The organism is Achromobacter sp. HZ34 (assembly GCF_002209485.1).
Classification (GTDB): domain Bacteria; phylum Pseudomonadota; class Gammaproteobacteria; order Burkholderiales; family Burkholderiaceae_B; genus Bordetella_C.
Genome location: NZ_NJIX01000001.1, coordinates 66194 through 86208, shown reverse-complemented (window position 1 = coordinate 86208; position 20015 = coordinate 66194). Strand labels below are relative to the sequence as shown.

Here is a 20015-nt window from a genome sequence, read left to right as displayed (position 1 = left end):
GGTTATAGCGCGATGCGACGGAAGTCGGCCAGCAGCGCGCCCAGATAGGCATTGAAGCGAGCCGCGGAGGCGCCGTCGATGACACGGTGGTCGTAAGACAGCGACAACGGCAGGATCAGGCGGGGCACGAACTCGCTACCATTCCACACCGGCTTGCGATCCGAGCGCGACACGCCCAGGATGGCCACTTCCGGCGCGTTGATGATGGGCGTGAAGTGCGTGCCGCCGATGCCGCCCAGCGACGAGATCGAGAAGCAGCCGCCCTGCATTTCAGCCGGCGACAGCTTGCCGTCGCGCGCCTTCTTGGCCAGGTCGGAGGTTTCCTTGGCGATCTCGAAAATGCCCTTCTTGTCGGCATCGCGGATCACCGGCACCACCAGCCCGTTGGGCGTGTCGGCGGCGAAGCCGACGTGGTAGTACTGCTTCAGGACCAGGTTGTCGCCGTCCAGCGAGGCATTGAACTCGGGGAATTTCTTCAGGGCCGCAACCACGGCCTTGATCAGGAACGCGAGCATGGTGACCTTGATGCCGGCCTTCTCGTTTTCCTTGTTCAGCGTCACGCGCAGGGCTTCCAGGTCCGTGATGTCCGCTTCGTCATTGTTGGTGACGTGAGGAATCATGACCCAGTTGCGATGCAGGTTGGCACCGGAAATCTTCTTGATGCGCGACAGCGGCTTGGCTTCGATCGGGCCGAACTTGGCGAAGTCGACCTGCGGCCACGCCAGCACGTTCAAGCCACCGCCGGCCGCGGCCGGGGCGGCGCCCGTCGCGGCGGCCGCACCACCAGCCAGGGCTTGCTTGACGAAGTTGCGCACGTCGTCCTGCGTAATGCGTTCCTTGGCGCCGGTGCCCTTCACGCGCACCAGGTCCACGCCCAGTTCGCGGGCAAACTTGCGCACCGACGGCGAAGCGTGGGGCAACTGGCCGGGCTTGAGCGCGGAAGCTTCCAGCGCGGCGGCCGGACGCGACGCCGCGGCGGCCTGGGCCGGCGCCGCAGCAGCCGCCGTGTCAGCCTTCGGCGCGGACTCAGCCTTGGGAGCCGCCTCGGCCTGCGTTGCCGGAGCAGCCGCCGGCGCGGCGGCACCGCCGCCTTCGACCACCAGCAGCACGGAACCCTTGGACACCTTGTCGCCCACCTTGACCTTGATCGACTTGACCACGCCACCTTGCGAAGCGGGGATCTCCATCGAGGCCTTGTCGGACTCCACGGTAATCAGGCTTTGCTCCGCCTTGATGGTGTCGCCGACGGCAACCATCACTTCAATGACTTCAACTTCCTTGAAGTCACCGATATCGGGCACGGTAATGTCGGCCTCGCCGCCGCCCTGCGCGGGCGCGGCGGCAGGGGCAGGCGCGTCAGCCTTGGCCGGCGCGGACGCGGCAGCGGCCTGGGCCTTGGGCGCCTCAGCCTTGGGGGCCTCGGCCTTGGGCGCTTCGGCCTTGGCCGGGGCAGCATCGCCCGCTTCCAGCTCCAGCACCACCGAACCCATCGCGACCTTGTCGCCAACCTTCACCTTCACCGACTTCACCACGCCGGCTTGCGACGACGGGATCTCCATCGACGCCTTGTCCGATTCGACCGTGATCAGGCTCTGCTCGGCCTTGATCGCATCGCCCGCGGCCACCAGCACTTCGATGACTTCCACTTCCTTGAAGTCGCCGATATCGGGTACCTTGATTTCCACCGTATTGCTCATGTGTCTTACCCTCAGGCGTATTGGGGGTTGGCTTTGTTGGGATCGATGCCGTACTTCTTGATGGCTTCGGCCACCTTGGCAAGCGGGATCGTGCCTTCGTCGGCCAGCGCCTTCAGTGCCGACAATACAACGAAGTGGCGATCCACCTCAAAGTGCTCGCGCAGCTTGGCGCGGAAGTCCGAGCGGCCGAAGCCGTCGGTGCCCAGCACGCGGAAGTCGCGGCCCTTGGGCACGAACGGGCGAATCTGGTCGGCGAACATCTTCATGTAGTCGGTCGACGCGATGATGGGGCCCGTGGTCTTTTCCAGCTGCTGGGTGACGAACGGCACCTGCGGCTTCTTGTCTTGCGGATTCAGCAGGTTGTGGCGCTCGGCGTCCAGGCCGTCGCGGCGCAGCAGCGTGAAGCTGGTGACACTCCACAGGTCCGAACCGATGCCCCAATCCGCTTCCAGCAGTTCCTGGGCGGCCTGCACTTCGCGCAGGATGGTGCCGGAGCCCATCAGTTGCACGCGCTGCTTGCCCTTGCCCACGCTCTTCAGCTTGTACATGCCGCGCACGATGCCTTCCTCGTCGCCGGCGGTAAGGCCAGGCTGCGGGTAGTTCTCGTTCATCACGGTCAGGTAGTAGTACACGTTTTCCTGGTTTTCAACCATGCGGCGCAGGCCGTCCTGGATGATGACCGCCAATTCGTGCGCATAGGTCGGGTCGTAAGGCACGCAGTTGGGAATGGTCGCGGCCATCAGGTGGCTGTGACCGTCCTCGTGCTGCAGGCCTTCGCCGTTCAGCGTGGTACGGCCGGCGGTACCGCCGATCAGGAAGCCACGCGCCTGCATGTCGCCGGCAGCCCAGGCCAGGTCGCCGATACGCTGGAAGCCGAACATCGAGTAGTACACGAAGAACGGGATCATGATGCGGTTGTTCGTCGAGTACGACGTCGCCGCGGCGATCCACGAGCTCATGGCGCCCGCTTCGTTGATGCCTTCCTGCAGCAGTTGGCCGTCGGCGGATTCCTTGTAGTACATGACCTGGTCCTTGTCGACCGGGGTGTACTTCTGGCCTTCCGGCGCATAGATACCGATCTGGCGGAACAGGCCTTCCATACCGAAGGTACGCGATTCGTCGGCCAGGATGGGCACCACGCGCGGACCCAGCTGCTTGTCGCGCAGGATCTGGTTCAGCGAACGCACGAAAGCCTGGGTGGTGGAAATCTCACGCCCTTCCTGGGTGGGCTCCAGCACGGCCTTGAACGCGTCCAGCGCCGGGGCCTTCAGTTCTTCGTCGGCCTTGACGCGGCGCGTGGGCAGGTAGCCGCCCAGCGCCTTGCGGCGTTCGTGCAGGTACTTCATTTCCGGCGAATCCTCGGCCGGCTTGTAGTACGGCAGGTCCGCCAGCTTGTCGTCGGGAATGGGAATGCCGAAGCGGTCGCGGAATTCGCGGATCGATTCCAGCTCCAGCTTTTTCTGCTGGTGGGTGGGGTTCTTGGCCTGGCCCACGTGGCCCATGCCGTAACCCTTGATGGTCTTGGCCAGGATGACGGTCGGCTGGCCCTTGTGGTTGCTGGCTGCCGAGAAGGCCGCGTACACCTTGTGGGGATCGTGGCCGCCACGGTTCAGGCGCCAGATGTCTTCGTCGCTCATGCGGGCGACCATGGCCAGCAGCTGCGGATGCTTGCCGAAGAAATTCTCGCGCACGAACTTGCCGTCGTTGGCCTTGTAGGCCTGGTATTCGCCGTCGACGGTCTCTTCCATCACGCGGCGCAGGATGCCTTCCTTGTCATGCGCCAGCAGCGGATCCCAATAGCCGCCCCAGATCAGCTTGATGACGTTCCAGCCGCTACCGCGGAAGTCGCCTTCCAGTTCCTGGATGATCTTGCCGTTACCGCGCACCGGGCCGTCGAGGCGCTGCAGGTTGCAGTTGATGACGAAGATCAGGTTGTCCAGCTTCTCGCGCGCCGCCAGGGCGATGGCGCCCAGCGATTCCGGTTCGTCCATTTCGCCGTCGCCGCAGAATACCCAGACCTTGCGGGCCGACGTGTCGGCGATGCCGCGGGCATGCAGGTACTTCAGGAAGCGCGCCTGGTAAATGGCGGTCAGCGGGCCCAGGCCCATCGACACGGTGGGGAACTGCCAGAATTCCGGCATCAGCTTGGGATGCGGATAGGAGGACAGGCCCTTGCCGTCCACTTCCTGGCGGAAATGGTTCAGCTGGTCTTCGGTCAGGCGGCCTTCCAGGTACGCGCGGCCGTAGACGCCGGGCGAGGAGTGGCCCTGGAAATACACCAGGTCGCCGCCGCGGTCTTCGCTTTCAGCGTGCCAGAAGTGGTTCTGGCCGGTGCCGATCATGGTCGCCAGCGAGGCGAAGGACGCGATGTGGCCGCCCAGGTCGCCGCCATCGGGCGGGTTATGCTTGTTGGCCCGGACCACCATGGCCATCGCGTTCCAGCGCACGTACGAACGGATGCGCGCTTCCAGTTCCAGGTTGCCGGGGTGAGCCGGTTCCAGGCCAGGAGGAATCGTGTTCACGTAGGCGGTGTTGGGCGAATACGGGATGTGCGCGCCGGAACGGCGGGCCTCGTCGATCAGGCGCTCCAGCAGATAGTGGGCGCGCTGCGGACCTTCGCGTTCCAGCACCGCCGCCAGGGCTTCGAGCCACTCCTGAGTTTCTAGGGTGTCTTCGTCGTTGGCGGCCGAGTAAGCGCCAGCCTGGGCGTTAGAGGACATCGTGTGTCTCCTGAAAGGTTGTGGCCGCGCACTGCGATAGCGGAGCGGGCAAGAATAACCGGCCTGCGTTTCATTTTTCCCTGTCGAATGACAGGAGAATAATGGCCAGGCCACGTCGTTTGAGCGGCATTCTAGAAACAAGAATAGTCGCTCGCAAGCAAAATTTCATGTTGCGGTACGGCATTTCATAATGCGAAACGCTAAATTATCGTGATGCGAAATGTACAGCTAAAATGCCGGCAGTCTTCCCGGTACAGCCATGGCCAGCGCCCCCAAGTCGAACATCCCCACTCCGTTCCACGACCACGCCCGGTTACGCCGGCGCGGCCTGTATTGGCTGACGCCCGTGCTGGTGCTGGTGCTCTATATATGTGTGATGGGAGTCTTTTTCTGGCTCCAGCGCATCCACGACGACAGCGTCATGTTCGTCACCATCGACCAGGAGATGCGCCAGCAGCGCCTGCTGTGGGTGGTGCTGGCCCTGTCCTGCGTGATCGTGATCAGCCTGCTGATGCTGTGGCGCTACACGCGTTTCCGCTCGCACGCCGAAGCGGCCCTGATCGCCGAGACCGGGTTTCGCCGCGCCATGGAGAATTCCATGTCCACCGGCATGCGGGTGCTGGACCTGGACGGCCGCATCTCCTACGTCAATCCCGCCTTCTGTCGGATGATAGGGTGGAACGAAGCCGACCTGATCGGCCGCAGCCCGCCCTTCCCTTACTGGGTGCCGGGACGCCATGAACAGCATCAGCACACCCTGGACATCCTGACCTCGGGCAAGACGCCCAGCAGCGGCCTGGAGGTGGAAGCGCAGCGGCGTGACGGTTCGCGCTTCACCGCGCGCATGTACGTGTCGCCCCTGCTCGACCCCAACGGCAACCAGATCGGCTGGATGACTTCCATGACCGACATCACCGAGCCCAAGCGCATTCGCGAAGCCCTGACGGCGGCGCACGAGCGCTTCATGACGGTGCTGGAGGGCCTGGATGACGCCATCTCCGTGACCGCCGACACCCATGACGGCCTGGAACTGCTGTTCGCCAACCGCACCTACCGGCGCGTGTTCGGCGCCCAGACGGGCGGCCACGACGAACTGCTGGCCGGCCGCCGGGGCCGCTTCACCGACGAATCGGTGGAGGTGTTCTCGCCTTCGGTGCAGCGCTGGTTCGAAGTGCATCACCGCATGTTGGCCTGGACCGACGGCCGCCGCGTGCGCCTGCAGGTGGCGCGTGACATCACCGAGCGCCGCAACCACGAGGAAGCCTCGCGGGTGCAGCAGGAAAAGATCCAGCTGACCAGCCGCCTGACCACCATGGGCGAAATGGCCTCGTCCCTGGCGCACGAACTGAACCAGCCGCTGACGGCCATCGCCAACTACAGCATGGGCGCGGTGGCGCTGGTGAAAGCCGGCCATACCAATCCGCGCATGCTGCTGCCGGCGCTGGAAAAGGCGGCCGCGCAGGCCGAGCGGGCCGGCAAGATCATCAGCCGCATCCGGGAATTCGTGAAGCGCAGCGAACCGCGGCGCCAGCGCGTGGCCATCGGCGGCATCGTCGAGAACGCCATCGGCTTCGCCGAAATCGACGCCCGCAAGCGCCGCATCCGCATCGAAAGCTTCGTGCCGTCCAACGCGCCCGAAGTGCTGGCCGACCCCATCCTGATCGAGCAGGTGCTGTTGAACCTGCTGAAGAACGGGTTGGAAGCCATGGAAAACAGCGAGTCCGACGAACTGAAGGTCGCCGTGATTACGCACGAACAGCATCTGGAGGTCGCCGTGGTCGACCGCGGCCACGGCCTGGCCGACCCGGAACGCCTGTTCGAACCTTTTTTCAGCACCAAGTCGCAAGGCCTGGGCATGGGGCTGAATATCTGCCGTACCATTATCGAGTCGCACCATGGCCGCCTCTGGGCGGATCCGAACCCGGCCGGCGGTACGATCTTCCGCTTTACCCTTCCCTGCGCCGCGCCCCAATCGCAGTCGCAGTCTGACCAGTCCGAGGAGCTCCACGCATGAACACCCCAATCCCGTCGAGCACGGTATACATAGTGGACGACGACGAAGCCGTCCGTGATTCGCTGCGCTGGCTGCTGGAAGCCAATGGCTATCGCGTGCGTGCCTATCCCAGCGCCGAGAACTTCCTGGAAGATTACGATCCCAACCTGGTCGGCGTGCTCATCGCCGACGTGCGCATGCCCGGCATGAGCGGCCTGGAATTGCAGGAACAGCTGATCGCCCGCAACGCGCCCCTGCCCATCGTCTTCATCACCGGCCACGGCGACGTGCCGATGGCGGTGACCACGATGAAGAAAGGCGCCATCGACTTCCTGGAAAAGCCCTTCAACGAATCGGACCTGCGCGAAATCGTCGCGCGCATGCTGGAACAGGCCACGCAGCGCGTGTCCAAGTTCCAGGCCCAGCGCGACCATGAAGCCATGCTGGCACGCCTGACCGCGCGCGAGCAGCAAGTGCTGGAACGCATCGTCGCCGGCCGCTTGAACAAGCAGATCGCCGACGACCTGGGTATCAGCATCAAGACGGTGGAAGCGCATCGCGCGAACATCATGGAAAAACTGGAAGTCACGACCGTGGCCGACCTGATGAAGGTGGCCCTGGCGAAACCCGAGGCACACGCATGACGGCACGCATTATCGACGGCAAGGCGCTGTCGCAGAAGATCCGCGAGGAAGTCGCGCAACGCGTGACGAAACTGGTCGAGTCCGGCGTGCGTCCGGGCCTGGCCGTGGTGCTGGTGGGCGAAGACCCCGCCTCGCAGGTCTATGTACGTAACAAGGTGGAAGCCTGCGAGAAGGCCGGCCTGCACTCCGTCAAGGAACAGTACCCCGCCACCATGAGCGAAGCGGAGCTGCTGCAACGCATCGCCATCCTCAATGGCGATCCGACCATCCACGGCATCCTGGTGCAGCTGCCGCTGCCGCCCCATATGGACAGCCACAAGGTGATCGAAGCCATCGCTGCGGAAAAGGACGTGGACGGCTTCCATATCAGCAACGCCGGCCTGCTGATGACGGGCCAGCCGCTGTTCCGCCCCTGCACGCCCTATGGCGTGATGAAGATGCTGGAAGCGGAAAACGTGCCCTTGCGCGGGGCCGAAGCGGTGATCGTCGGCGCCAGCAATATCGTCGGCAAGCCCATGGCCATGCTGCTGCTCGCCGCCGGCGCCACCGTCACCCTGTGCAATTCGAAGACGCGCGACCTGGGCGCCCAGACCCGCCGCGCCGACGTGCTGGTGGTAGCCACGGGCAAGGCCGGCATCGTCACGGGCGACATGATCAAGCCGGGCGCGGTGGTGATCGATGTCGGCATCAACCGCGGCGCTGACGGCAAGCTGTGCGGCGACGTCGAGTTCGCGTCGGCGCGCGAGGTGGCCGGCGCCATCACGCCCGTCCCGGGCGGCGTGGGCCCGATGACCATCGCCATGCTGATGGTGAATACGGTCGAAGCGGCGGAACGAGGCTAGGCCCCTGGGGGGTACTCCCGCGGGCGCCGGACGGCGCCTGCGCCTGCCTGGCCTTGCAGGAATTACAATCGTCCCCACCTGAAGTGCACGTTTGTCTTCCCGGAATACCCCTATGAGCAGCAATCCCCTCCTCGCCCCCGTGCAAGACCTGGTCGACTACGCGGCCATCCAACCGGCGCATGTGGTGCCGGCGGTGGATGAACTGCTGGAGGTGGCGCGAGCCGCCGTCGAGAAGGCCGCCGATCCCGCCCTGCCCGCCACTTGGGAAGCCGTGGTCGAACCGCTCGACTCCGCCTCCGAGCGCCTGTGGCGCGCCTGGTCGGTGGCCGGGCATTTGAACGCCGTGGTGAACACGCCCGCGCTGCGCGAAGCCTATAACGCCGCCCTGCCCAAGGTCACCGAGTTCTCCACGTGGGTCGGCCTGCACGAAGGCCTGTACAAGCAATACCAGCGTCTGCGCGATGTCCCGGGCTTCGAGGCCTGGAGCCCCGTGCGGCGCCGCATCGTCGACCTGGCCCTGCGCGACTTCCGCCTGGGCGGCGTCGAACTGCAAGGCGAGGACCGCGAACGCTACGCCGAAATTTCCGACCGCGAAGCGCAGGTTTCGCAGAAGTTTTCCGAAAACGTCCTGGACGCCATCGACGCCTGGTCGCTGCTGGTGGAAGACGAGCAGCGCCTGGCGGGCATCCCCGCCGACGTCCTGGAGGCGGCCCGCGAAGCTGCCCAGGCCGATGGCAAGACAGGCTGGAAGCTGACGCTGAAAATGCCCTGCTACCTGCCCGTCATGCAATATGCGCGTGACCGCGGGCTGCGCGAGACGCTTTATCGCGCCTACGGCACGGTGGCGTCCGAACAGGGCGACACCCGCTACGACAACTCCCCGCTCATCGAAGAACTGCTGGGCCTGCGCGCCGAGGAAGCGCGCCTGCTGGGCTACGGCAATTTCGCCGAATTGCGCCTGCAGACCCGCATGGCGCGCAGCGCGACCCAGGTGGCGGAATTCCTGCGCGACCTGGCCGGCCGCGCCCGCCCCTACGCCCAGCAAGACCTGGCACAGTTGCGCGAGTTCGCCGCCAAGGAACTGGGCCTGGCCGATGTCCAACCGTGGGACCTGCCCTACGCGTCCGAGCGCCTGCGCGAAACGCGCTATGCCTATTCGGAAGACGAGATCAAGCAGTACTTCACCGAACCGCGCGTGCTGGCCGGCCTGTTCGGCGTCATCCAGACGCTGTTCAACGTGCGCCTGCAGGAAATGCCGGTGTCGGCCTGGCACGCGGACGCGCGCGGCGTGCGCGTGGAGCGTCCCGATGGCGGTCTGGTCGGCTATCTCTATCTGGACCTCTATGCGCGCGCCGGCAAGCAGGGCGGCGCCTGGGTCGACAGCGAGCGCAGCCGCCGCGTGACGGCGGGCACGGTGCAGACGCCCGTGGTGTACCTGACCTGCAATTTCTCCCGGCCCGGCAGCGGCAATGGCGGCAAGGCCGCCTTGCTGACGCATGACGACGTCATCACCCTGTTCCACGAAACCGGCCATGCCTTGCATGCGTTGCTGTCGGAAGTGGACGAGCCTGGCGCCGCCGCCTTCGCCAGCGTGGAATGGGACGCCATCGAACTGCCCTCGCAGTTCATGGAGAACTTCTGCTGGGAATGGCCGGTGGTGCAGCAGTTGTCGGCGCACGTCGACACGGGTGAGCCGCTGCCGCGCGCGCTCTATGACAAGCTGCTGGCCGCGCGCAATTACCAGAGCGGCATGCAGACGGTGCGCCAGATCGAGTTCGCGCTGTTCGACATGCTGCTGCACGACAAGGCGCAGGGCACGCCCATCGCCGAGGTGCTGGCGCTGCTGCAGACGGTGCGCGACGAGGTGGCGGTGTTCTCGCCGCCCGCCTGGCACCGCATGCCGCACAGCTTCTCGCATCTGTTCGCGGGAGGGTACGGCGCGGGGTACTACAGCTACAAATGGGCGGAAGTGCTGTCGGCCGACGCCTATGAAGCGTTCGAGGAAGCCGCGCGGGCGAGGTCGCAAGATCCGGCTCAGGTTCCGGCCCAAGGCCAGGCTCAAGGTGCCAACCGGGGCCAGGGCACGCTGGACCCCGCCACGGGCGAACGCTTCCGCCGCGAGATTCTGGCGGTAGGCGGCGAGCGGCCGGCGGCGGAATCCTTCAAGGCTTTCCGCGGACGCGAGCCGCGCATCGATGCCCTGCTGCGTCACAGCGGCATGGCAGCGGCGCCGGCGGCCTGACATGGCAGCGCGCCGGCCTTGGTCAGCGTGGCTCCTGGCGGCGGCATGCCTGCTGCCGGGGGCGATCCTCACCGGCCTGCCGGTGCAGGCCCGGGCGGCGCAAGCCGTGTATGACGTGGCCGGCCACCTGCCCGACCTGCGCTTCTCGCTGTCCGGCGCGCAGGGCAAGACCGTCACCGATGCCGACGTGCGGGGACGTACCGTGCTGCTCTTTTTCGGCTACGCCAATTGCCCGGACATCTGTCCCACCACCATGGCGCAGTTGACCGACGTGTTGAACCAGTTGGGCGAGGATGCGGCCAAGGTCCGCATCCTTTTCGTCAGCGTCGATCCTCACCGGGATAAGCCGGACGCTTTGCAAGCGTATGTGAATGCGTTCAACCACTCGGCGATCGGCCTGACCGGAACGGACAAACAGATCGCCGACCTGGCGCGGCGCTACCGTGTTTCCTACCAGATCGAGAAGCCGCGTCCCGGTGCGGACCCCGAGGTCTATAGCGTGGCCCACAGCCGGGGCGTCTTCGTGTTCGACAGCACGGGGCGAGCACGCCTGCTGCTGGCCGACAGCGCCGACGCCACGCAAATCGTGCAAAGCCTGAAACCGTTGCTCAAATAAAGCGTGGACGCTGGAGGGCACCCTTGCCCTCATTGCCTGCCCTCCTCGATGGCCAGGCACCACGATGCGCGGCCGAGGCGGCTTTGCACCGGGATTCGATTTATTACACCCGGCAGGCACGACGCGTGCTTATGATCGCGCTGTTTTCACCCCTTCGCCCTTCACGCGTAAACAACAGGAGCACGGCATGGACATCATCATCATGATCATCGTGGGTTTCATCGTAGGCTTGATCGCGCGCGCGATCATGCCCGGCGAACAGCCTATGGGCATCATCCTGACCACCATACTCGGTATTGTCGGTGCCGTCGTGGCCGGTTTTCTCGGCCGCACGCTGGGCTGGTACGCCGCCGGTGAACCGGCCGGCTGGATCGCCTCGGTGGTCGGCGCCATCATCGTGCTTTTCGTCGTCGGCCTGGTGCGCCGCCGCGCGTAGTCCAACAGACTGCGCTGAAGCCCGCCCTCCTTCGAGGGCGGGCTTTTTCATTGGGGCGAGTCTTTCCCTGGGGCGGGCGTTTCAACGAGAGCGGGATTCGATCGGGCGCTCCGGGCTTCGGAAAAAAGCCAATCGCGAAACGCCTGCAGTCGCGGCATGCTGGCGCATTCCGGATGAAAATCAACCGTTCAACGTGCGGCTGCAGCGGTCGGCGCGCGGCGGCGAACTAATGCCGTTCCGGTGCCGCGTTCGCGGCGATGAGGCCGCGCAGCCACGCATGGGCGGGGTCGCGATGGCTGCGTTCGTGCCAGAACATGGCCATGTCATAGCCCTGCACTTGCACCGGCGGCGCCACCACGCGGAGCCCCGGTGCGGCGTGCAGCAGGCGCTCCGGCAGCATCCCCACCAGGTCCGTGCGTGACAGCACGGCGGCCATGAACAGGAAATGCGGCACCGACAAGGCGACGCGCCGCTGCAGGCCCAGGCCGGCCAGGACACGGTCCGTGACGCCATGAAAGCCCCCGCCATCCGGTGAGACGATCACGTGTTCCAGGGCGCAGAACTGCTTCAGACTGGGCCGGCGCCGTAAACCGGGATGCCCCGCCCGCCCGGCCAGCACATAGCGTTCGCGAAACAGCAGTTGCCGATGCAGGCGGGCCGGTGTGTCGGCTTCGTCCCAGATGTGGAAACCCAGGTCGATCTCGCCTTTCTCCATCTGCGCCGGCAGCCTGGGCGGCGCCAGTTCGAGCACGGCCACCCGGCAGCGCGGCGCCAACGCATAGAGGTTTGCCAGCAAAGGCAGCAATACCGTGGTTTCGCTGTAGTCCGTGGCGGCGATGCGCCAGGCGATATCGGCCTGGGCCGGATCGAAGGATTCCATAGGCGCGATGGTGCCCGCCAGCGTCCGCAATGCCTCGCGCAACGGTTCGCGCAGCGCCAAGGCCCGCGCGGTAGGACGCATGCCGCGCGGCCCGGGAAGCAGCAAGGGATCATCGAAGACCTCGCGTAGCTTGGCCAGTTGCACGCTGACCGTGGGCTGCGCCAGGAACAGGCGCTGCGCCGCCCGCGTGACGTTCAACTCCGCCAGCAACGCATCCAGCGTCACCAACAGGTTCAGGTCGATACGCCTGAGATTGTCCATTGCAATACCTGGAATTTCAGAAATTCATTTCCAATATAGCGCGGAAATTTCTAAGCTGGCTGCATTGCTTACCTACGGTAGATCCCCGCCATGAATGTCCTGATCGTCTATGCCCACCCCGAACCGCGCTCGCTCAACGGCGCCCTGAAGGACTTTGCCGTCCAGCATTTGCGTGCGCAGGGCCATACCGTGCAGGTGTCGGACCTGTACGCGATGAACTGGAAAGCCACCCTGGATGGCGCCGACCGCCTGGACCGCGATTCGGCCGCGCGCTTCGACGCGTCGCTCGATTCCAGGCATGCCTATGAAAACGGCACGCAAAGCGCCGACATCGCCGCCGAGCAGGACAAGCTGCGCTGGGCCGACGCGGTGTTGTTTCAGTTCCCGCTGTGGTGGTTCTCCATGCCGGCCATCATGAAGGGCTGGTTCGAGCGGGTCTACGCGTATGGCTTCGGCTACGGTGTGGGCGAGCACTCCGACCGCCGCTGGGGCGACCGCTATGGCGAAGGCATGCTGGCCGGCAAGCGCGCCATGCTGGTAGTGACGACGGGCGGCTGGGCCTCGCATTACGGGCCGCGCGGGATCAATGGCCCGCTGGACGATCTGCTGTTTCCCATCCAGCACGGCATGCTGTTCTATCCGGGCTTCGAGGTCCTGCCGCCCTTCGCCATTTACCGCAGCAGCCGGGTGGATGAGGCCCGTTACGCGGAAGCGACGGCCGCGTTGGGACAGCGCCTGGACGACCTGTGGACGCAGGCGCCCATTCCCTTCCGCCGCCAGAACGCCGGCGACTACGCGATCCCGCAACTGACGCTGCGCGAGGACCTGGCGCAGGGGAAAGCCGGCTTCGCCGCACACATCGTGTAGCGAAGACCCTTACGGGCGCCTGGCCTGCCGGTTTTTTCAAGCCGCCGCGGGCAGCGGCAGGCGCGCGGCCTGCAGCTTGGCTTGCGCATCACGCAAGGCGGTGCGCAAGCCCTCTTCCACCACCGGGTGGTAGAAAGGCATTTCCAGCATGGCGTCGATGGTCAAGCCCTGCTGCAGGGCCCAGGCCAGCAGATGCGCCAGATGCTCAACGCTGGGACCGGCCATTTCCGCGCCCAGGAAGCGGCCGCTGGCGCGCTCGGCGTATACGTGCAGGCGACCCTTGTTCTTCAGCATGACGCGTGAACGCCCCTGGTTGCCGAAATCCACTTCGCCGGTCACGTAGCTGCCTTCCTGCAAGCGGCTGTACGGGGTGCCGACCACGCCAATCTGCGGATCGGAAAACACCACCGCCATCGGCGCGCGGCGCTGGCCGGGCGTGACGTGCGGATGATGGGCCGCGTTCTGGCCAGCGATGCGGCCTTCGTCGGCGGCTTCGTGCAGCAGCGGTACATCGCTGTTGGCGTCGCCCGCGATGAAGATGGACGACTTGCCCGCCTGCATCGTGTAGCGGTCGTACTCCGGCACACCGGCCGGGGTCAGCCTGAGCGACGTGTTCTTCAGATCGAGACCGCCCACATTGGCGCGGCGGCCGGTCGCCACCAGCACATAGTCGAAGGTTTCGGTGCGCTCGCGGTTGTCCAGCGCCACATAGCGGACCTTCACCGCATCGCCCTCGCGCACCGTTTCCAGCACGCGCGCATCGGGATCCAGGTAAAACTCTTCCTGGAAGGCCTTACGGGCGCTGTCCCGTACCGCGGGATCCGACAGGCCGCCCAGGCTGCCGCTGATGCCGAACACCCGCACCCGCACGCCCAGGCGCGCCAGCGCCTGGCCCAGCTCCAGGCCGATGACGCCGGGACCGAACACGGCCACGCTGCGCGGCAGGTCGTCCCAGTAGAAGACGTCGTCATTGACGACCACGCGGTCGCCCAAGGCCTTGAACGGCGGCGGCACGGCGGGGGTCGAACCGGTGGCGATCACCACGCTGGTGGCGCGGACCTCGGTGTGATCGTCCACGTGCAGTACGTTGTCGGAGACGAAGCGCGCATGACCGAGCAGCTTGTCCTGCGCCGGGATGCTTTCCACGCCTTCCACCACGAAGCCGACGAAGCGGTCGCGTTCACGGCGCACGCGGGCCATCACCTCGCGGCCATCGACGCGCACGGCGCCGTCGATGTGCACGCCGAAAGGCGCGCCGTGGGCGGCGGTGTGCGCTGCCTCGGCGGCGGCGATCAGCAGCTTGGACGGCATGCAGCCCACACGGGCGCAGGTGGTGCCGTACTGGCCTGCTTCGATCAGCAGCGCGCGCTTGCCGGCGGCGATGGCCGCGCGGTAGGCGCCCAATCCGGCGGTGCCGGCGCCGATCACGGCGACATCGGTGTGGAGGGTTTTCATGCTTATCCTTTGGAACTGAATACGGGGCCGGCCACGTGCGCCGGCGGTCGGCGCAAGGGCGGGGTCAGAACCCTGGTGCGCCGCGGGCCGCGCGCCTAAGAACGCGCGCGGTCCGCGGGGCATGCCGTCGCGATCAGGCGGCGATGGCGAAGTGGGCTTTCAGGCTGTCCAGGCCGCCGATCAACGCGCCGTTGATGAACACCTGCGGGGCGGTGCCCGCACCCGACACGGCGCCGATCACGCGGCCGCGGACCTTGTTGTCCAGCGGGATGTCGACGAAGTTGTAGCCCTTGTCTTCGAGGATGGCCTTGGCTTCGGTGCAGAAGGGGCAGCCGACCTTGGAGAACACCACCACTTGATCCGGCTTGGCGGCACTGGGTGACAGGTAGTTCAACATCGTGTCCGCGTCGGAGACTTCGAAGGGGTCGCCGTCTTTTTCGGGCTCGATGAACATCTTCTCGACCACGCCGTCACGCACCAGCATGGAATAGCGCCAGCTGCGCTTGCCGAAACCCAGGTTGCGCTTGTCCACCAGCATGCCCATGCCTTCGGTGAAGTCGCCGTTGCCGTCGGGCATCAGGGTGATGTTGGACGATTCCTGGTCCTTGGCCCATTCGTTCATGACGAAGGTGTCGTTGACCGACAGGCAGACGATGCTGTCGACGCCGTTGGCAAAGAAGGCGGGCGCCAGTTCGTTGTAGCGCGGCAGGTGGGTGGATGAGCAGGTGGGGGTGAACGCGCCGGGCAGGGAGAAAACCACTACCGTCTTGTTCTTGAACACGTCGTCGGTGCTTACTTGCTTCCAGTCGTTGCCTTCACGGACGGGGAACGTGACGTTGGGAACGCGTTGGCCTTCACGAGCTTGCAGCATGGGATGAATCTCCGGTCTTGGGGTTGGAATGTCGGCGTTGACGCCATGACCGAATAATAAATAAGAACTATCTTAATTGGTAATTTAATAAATTTACGTTATCGATAGTTTTTGGCAATTGGTGGGTTTTTGGCTATAGTTTTTATTCTATCCGCCACCGTGGAGGGGGAGTGCCCGGCCCCAAGGGCCGGGCACTTTTGGCAGGTTGAGCGCGCAAGCGTTCAGCCGTGCACGCTACCGCCACGACACGGCCGGAGTGCCTCGCGCCGACAGCGCAGCCACGACGCTGCACGGGCGCCTTGCGCCAACGGCCCAGCCACGACGCGGCACGGGCGCCCTGCGCCGACGGCACAGCCTCGACGCGGCACGGGCGCCTTGCGCCGACGGCGCAGCCTCGACGCCGCACGGGCGCCTTGCGCCGACGGCACAGCCACGACGCCGCATGGGCGCCTTGCGCCGACGGCACAGCCACGACGCCGCATGGGCGCACTGCGCCGATGGCGCAGCCACGACGTGGTCCGGGCGCCTGCGCTGATGATGCGACTCCGACGCGGTCCGCGACCCGGCGCGGGCGCGGGGAATTACGCGGAGGTGGGGCTGTAGCCGGCGTCGCGGATGGCGGATTCCACGGCGGTGCTGTCGTTCGTGCCAGTGACGGTGACGCGATGGCTGGCGACGTCAGCTTCAACGGTCGCGCCCGGAACGGCGGCGGTCACGGCGCCGGTGATGGTCTTGACGCAATGGCCGCACGTCATATCGGGTACTTGGTATTGCAAAGCCATGATTTCTCTCCTGTTGCTGTTTCAGTTGGAAGCCCGAACGGACCTCCACGACAAGTACAGGATAAACCTTCCCATAATGGGAGGGTCAAGCGCCTTCATGAGTGCAGCGCCGCGCCCCATGTCACCAAGCCCGCTTGCATTCTCCCCGCTTGACCTTACCATCATGGGAAGGATGATACTTACACCGTCTACCCTCATCCTCGCCCCCCATCATGAATACGCCCGCCCTCCCCGCCGAACTGGATCTCGCCATCGAAGGCATGACTTGCGCGTCTTGCGTGCGGCGCGTCGAGAAGGCGTTGGCCGGGGTGCCCGGCGTCAGCACCGCCCATGTCAACCTGGCAACGGAGCGGGCGCACGTGGCCTGGCAAGGAGATGCCGCGGACGCCTTGCTGGCCGCCGTAGCCAAGGCCGGCTACGAGGCGCGCATCATCGAAGACCCCAGCCGGCAGGCCGAGCAACTGAACGCCCAGCGCGAGGCGGAAGCGCGGCGCCTGCAAGGACGCTTCTGGCTGGCGGTGGCCCTGGCCCTGCCCGTCTTCCTGCTGGAAATGGGCGGCCACGTCTTCCCGCCCGTGCACACCTGGATAAGCGCCCACATCGGCGTGCAGAACAGCTGGCTGCTGCAAGCCCTGCTGACCACCCTGCTGCTGGCCGGCCCCGGCCGCCACTTCTTCCTGCTGGGCCTGCCGGCATTGTGGCGCCGTGCCCCCGACATGAATTCCCTGGTCGCCCTGGGCGCAGGCAGCGCCTGGGCCTATTCCCTCGTCGCCACCCTGCTGCCCGATGCCTTGCCCGCCGGCACCGGTGCCGTCTACTTCGAAGCCGCCGCGGTCATCGTCACCCTGATCCTGCTGGGCCGCATGCTGGAAGCACGCGCCAAAGGACGCACCGGCGCGGCCATCGCCCGCCTGGCGGCCTTGCAGCCGCGCACCGCGCGCGTGTTGCGAGACGGCACGCCCGTGGATCTGCCCATCGCTGAAGTCGGTGCCGGCGACCATGTCCTGGTGCGCCCCGGCGAGAAAATCCCGGTGGACGGCGAAGTGCTGGACGGCGGTTCCTATGTCGACGAATCCATGATCACCGGCGAACCCGTGCCGGTGGAAAAAACGCGCGGTGCCGCCGTCACCGGCGGCACGCTGAACACCACTGGCGCGCTGACGGTACGCGTCACCCACACGGGCGCCGACACCGCGCTGGCCCGCATCGCGCAACTGGTCGAGCAGGCCCAGGGCGCCCGCCTGCCCATCCAGGCGCTGGTCGACCGCGTGACCTATTACTTCGTGCCCGCCATCCTGCTGGCCGCCCTGCTCACCTTCGCCGCGTGGCTGGGCTGGGGTCCCGCGCCCGCGCTGCCGCTGGCCCTGGTGCATGCGGTGGCCGTACTGATCGTGGCCTGCCCCTGCGCGATGGGCCTGGCCACGCCCATGTCCATCATGGTCGGCACGGGACGCGCCGCCGAACTGGGCGTGCTGTTCCGCCAGGGCACGGCGCTGCAGACCTTGCGCGATGTCGATGTCGTCGCGTTCGACAAGACCGGCACCTTGACCCTGGGCAAGCCCGCGCTGACGGATATGCAGCTTGCCGCGGGCCTGCGCGAGAACGGCGCCGGTGAAGATCATGCGGCGCTCCCTGGCGGCCAGAACGGCGCGAACGCCGGCGCACCGGCGCGTGAAGACGTCCTTACGCGCGACGACGTGCTGGCCTGGACCGCCGCGGTGCAGTCCGCGTCGGAACATCCCATCGCGGTGGCGATCCTGGCCGCGGCACAGGCGGCGGGCCTGACGGTTCCAGCCCTGCAGGACTTCCAGGCGCTGACCGGCGCTGGCGTGCGCGGCACCGTGCAGGGACGCAAACTGCTGCTGGGATCGGCCGCCTTGATGCGTCAGGAAGGCGTGGACATCTCCGCCTTCGCCGCCACCACCGAAGCCTGGGCCAACGCGGGCAAGACGCCGATCCATGTCGCCATCGACGGCCGCCTGGCGGCGCTGATGGCGGTATCGGACCCGATCAAGCCGGGCGCCGCGCAGGCCATCGCGGCCCTGCATGCCAGCGGGGTGCGCACCGCCATGATCACCGGGGACGACCGCCGCACGGCGCAGGCAGTGGCGCGGGAACTGGGCATCGACGATGTGTACGCGGAGACCTTGCCGGCCGACAAGCAACGCATGATCGCGCAGTTGCAGACGCAAGCACAGGCAAAGGCGCCGGCGGCGCCGCAGGCCCGGGCGCAAACCCCGGCGCAGCCGGGCACGGAAGCGCCGGCGATTGGGGGCAATGCCAAGACCCGCAAGGTGGCCTTCGTCGGCGACGGCATCAATGACGCCCCTGCCCTGGCGGCGGCGGATGTCGGCATCGCCATCGGCACCGGCACCGACGTTGCGCTGGATGCCGCCGACGTGGTGCTGATGTCAGGAGATCCGCGGGGCGTGCCGCGCGCGATAGGTATCAGCCACGCCACCCTGGTGAACATCCGCCAGAACCTGTTCTGGGCCTTCGCGTACAACGTCGCCTTGATTCCCCTGGCGGCGGGCGTGTTGCAACCCATGGGCGGTCCGGCCCTGTCGCCCATCTTCGCGGCGGCGGCCATGGCCTTGTCCAGCGTCTTCGTGGTGGGCAATGCCCTGCGGCTGAAACGCTACGGCAGTCATCAAGATTCACTGCGGACAAGCCATTCCACTTTCGGGAGTGCGCGATGAACATCGGACAGGCAGCGACGGCGACGGGCATCAGCGCGAAGATGATCCGCTATTACGAAGGCATCGGCTTGATCGACGCGGCGGGCCGCACGGAAGCAGGCTACCGCGTGTACTCCGAACACGATCTGCACACCCTGCGCTTCATCCGGCGGGCGCGCGACCTGGGTTTCAGCATCGAGGTCATGCGCGATCTGCTGGCCTTGTGGCGCGATCGTGGCCGCGCCAGTGCCGACGTCAAGCGCATCGCGCTGGAACACGTGGCGGAACTGGAGCGCAAGGCCGCGGCCTTGCGCCAGATGGCGGACACCCTGCAGCACCTGGCCGCCCATTGCCACGGCGACCAACGACCGGATTGCCCGATCATCGATGAACTGGGCGCGCCCTGAGATGGCGTTGCCCGCCTCGAACGGGGCGGACGCTGGAACAACGTTGATCGCCCCTCGGGCCGGGCGCGCGCCGAGACTACTCTGACCGTCCCTCGGATTTATCGCGCAGCCAGCGTGCCGACCGCTGCCTATGCTCCGCACACCAGGCGCTTCCGCCTGGTTGTGTTATCGCGACATCAGCGATCAAGGAGCCCCCATTGAAAAGCACGCATCTGCTCTCCCTATCCTTCGCCGGCCTGCTGACCCTGGCCAGCGCCAGCGCCTGTGCCGCGCCTGATTCCATCAGCGTGCACGTACTGGACCAGAACTCGGGCCGCCCGGCCGCCAACGTGCGCGTGCATCTGGAACAGAAGGTGGGCCAAGACTGGGTTGCCTTGAGCGCCAGCCTGACCGACAAGGATGGCCGCATCGAAGCGCTGTTCCCTGCCGACCGGCCTTTCGTCAGCGGCGAATACCGCGTTGTCTTCCAGACCCGGACCTACTATGCCGAGGCCGGGAAATCGACCTTCTTCCCGGAAGTGGACGTACCCTTCCTGGTGAAGGATCCCAAGCAGCGCTACCACGTGCCCCTGCTGCTGAGCCGGTATGGCTATACGGTATATCGAGGTCAGTGATTGAAGCCGG

Annotated in this window: 16 protein-coding genes; 10 read left to right on the top strand and 6 right to left on the bottom strand. The window is 66.1% G+C overall.

Going from position 1 to position 20015, the window contains the following annotated elements; all coding sequences use genetic code 11:
- Positions 1 to 2 precede the first annotated feature (2 nt).
- Both aceF and aceE read right to left on the bottom strand, forming a co-directional pair.
- Positions 3 to 1697, bottom strand: a complete 1695-nt coding sequence (aceF, locus tag CEY05_RS00300) for a dihydrolipoyllysine-residue acetyltransferase (RefSeq protein WP_088595406.1) — start codon at positions 1695 to 1697, stop codon at positions 3 to 5.
- 11 nt (positions 1698 to 1708) lie between these two features.
- Positions 1709 to 4417 carry a pyruvate dehydrogenase (acetyl-transferring), homodimeric type gene (gene aceE / locus CEY05_RS00295; protein ID WP_088595405.1) on the bottom strand — a complete coding sequence of 903 codons (2709 nt, stop codon included), beginning with the start codon at positions 4415 to 4417 and terminating at the stop codon, positions 1709 to 1711.
- Positions 4418 to 4676: 259 nt separating this feature from the next.
- Here aceE and CEY05_RS00290 point away from each other — a divergent pair, with 259 nt between their 5' ends.
- The 6 genes from CEY05_RS00290 to CEY05_RS00265 all read left to right on the top strand — a co-directional run bounded on the left by CEY05_RS00290 (position 4677) and on the right by CEY05_RS00265 (position 11190).
- Complete coding sequence (locus tag CEY05_RS00290; RefSeq protein ID WP_088595404.1) at positions 4677 to 6431, top strand: PAS domain-containing sensor histidine kinase; 1755 nt, start codon at positions 4677 to 4679, stop codon at positions 6429 to 6431.
- Entirely contained in the window at positions 6428 to 7054 is a 627-nt protein-coding gene (locus CEY05_RS00285; protein WP_057652095.1) for a response regulator transcription factor, read from the top strand. The genes CEY05_RS00290 and CEY05_RS00285 overlap by 4 nt, the downstream gene beginning before the upstream one ends.
- Positions 7051 to 7896 (top strand): bifunctional methylenetetrahydrofolate dehydrogenase/methenyltetrahydrofolate cyclohydrolase FolD, encoded by an 846-nt coding sequence (gene folD, locus CEY05_RS00280; protein WP_088595403.1) that lies wholly within the window; start codon positions 7051 to 7053, stop codon positions 7894 to 7896. Before CEY05_RS00285 ends, folD begins: the two co-directional genes overlap by 4 nt.
- A gap of 112 nt (positions 7897 to 8008) precedes the next feature.
- The gene (locus CEY05_RS00275; RefSeq protein WP_088595402.1) at positions 8009 to 10138 is read left to right on the top strand and encodes a M3 family metallopeptidase; all 2130 of its coding nucleotides are present in this window, start codon (positions 8009 to 8011) and stop codon (positions 10136 to 10138) included.
- A gap of 1 nt (position 10139) precedes the next feature.
- Complete coding sequence (locus CEY05_RS00270; protein WP_088595401.1) at positions 10140 to 10754, top strand: SCO family protein; 615 nt, start codon at positions 10140 to 10142, stop codon at positions 10752 to 10754.
- Between the two features lie 187 nt (positions 10755 to 10941).
- The gene (locus CEY05_RS00265) at positions 10942 to 11190 is read left to right on the top strand and encodes a GlsB/YeaQ/YmgE family stress response membrane protein (RefSeq protein WP_088595400.1); all 249 of its coding nucleotides are present in this window, start codon (positions 10942 to 10944) and stop codon (positions 11188 to 11190) included.
- 226 nt (positions 11191 to 11416) lie between these two features.
- Here CEY05_RS00265 and CEY05_RS00260 read toward each other — a convergent pair whose 3' ends face one another.
- The gene (locus CEY05_RS00260; protein WP_088595399.1) at positions 11417 to 12331 is read right to left on the bottom strand and encodes a LysR family transcriptional regulator; all 915 of its coding nucleotides are present in this window, start codon (positions 12329 to 12331) and stop codon (positions 11417 to 11419) included.
- A gap of 90 nt (positions 12332 to 12421) precedes the next feature.
- Between CEY05_RS00260 and CEY05_RS00255 the strand changes: the two genes are divergently transcribed.
- A complete protein-coding gene (locus tag CEY05_RS00255; protein ID WP_088595398.1) occupies positions 12422 to 13198 on the top strand; it encodes an NAD(P)H-dependent oxidoreductase in 777 nt (258 codons plus the stop codon).
- 36 nt (positions 13199 to 13234) lie between these two features.
- Here CEY05_RS00255 and CEY05_RS00250 read toward each other — a convergent pair whose 3' ends face one another.
- From CEY05_RS00250 to CEY05_RS00240, 3 genes are all read right to left on the bottom strand, one after another.
- Positions 13235 to 14653, bottom strand: a complete 1419-nt coding sequence (locus CEY05_RS00250; RefSeq protein WP_088595397.1) for a dihydrolipoyl dehydrogenase — start codon at positions 14651 to 14653, stop codon at positions 13235 to 13237.
- Between the two features lie 133 nt (positions 14654 to 14786).
- Positions 14787 to 15524 carry a glutathione peroxidase gene (locus CEY05_RS00245; protein ID WP_088595396.1) on the bottom strand — a complete coding sequence of 246 codons (738 nt, stop codon included), beginning with the start codon at positions 15522 to 15524 and terminating at the stop codon, positions 14787 to 14789.
- A gap of 581 nt (positions 15525 to 16105) precedes the next feature.
- Entirely contained in the window at positions 16106 to 16306 is a 201-nt protein-coding gene (locus CEY05_RS00240) for a heavy-metal-associated domain-containing protein (protein WP_088595395.1), read from the bottom strand.
- Between the two features lie 212 nt (positions 16307 to 16518).
- On the opposite strand from CEY05_RS00240, the gene CEY05_RS00235 reads away from it, so the two are divergent.
- The 3 genes from CEY05_RS00235 to uraH all read left to right on the top strand — a co-directional run bounded on the left by CEY05_RS00235 (position 16519) and on the right by uraH (position 20005).
- Entirely contained in the window at positions 16519 to 19005 is a 2487-nt protein-coding gene (locus CEY05_RS00235; RefSeq protein WP_088595394.1) for a heavy metal translocating P-type ATPase, read from the top strand.
- Entirely contained in the window at positions 19002 to 19391 is a 390-nt protein-coding gene (gene cueR / locus CEY05_RS00230) for a Cu(I)-responsive transcriptional regulator (protein ID WP_088595393.1), read from the top strand. Before CEY05_RS00235 ends, cueR begins: the two co-directional genes overlap by 4 nt.
- Positions 19392 to 19588: 197 nt before the next feature.
- Positions 19589 to 20005: a hydroxyisourate hydrolase gene (uraH, locus tag CEY05_RS00225; protein WP_088595392.1), complete on the top strand. Its 417-nt coding sequence runs from the start codon at positions 19589 to 19591 to the stop codon at positions 20003 to 20005.
- The last annotated feature ends 10 nt before the right edge of the window (positions 20006 to 20015 follow it).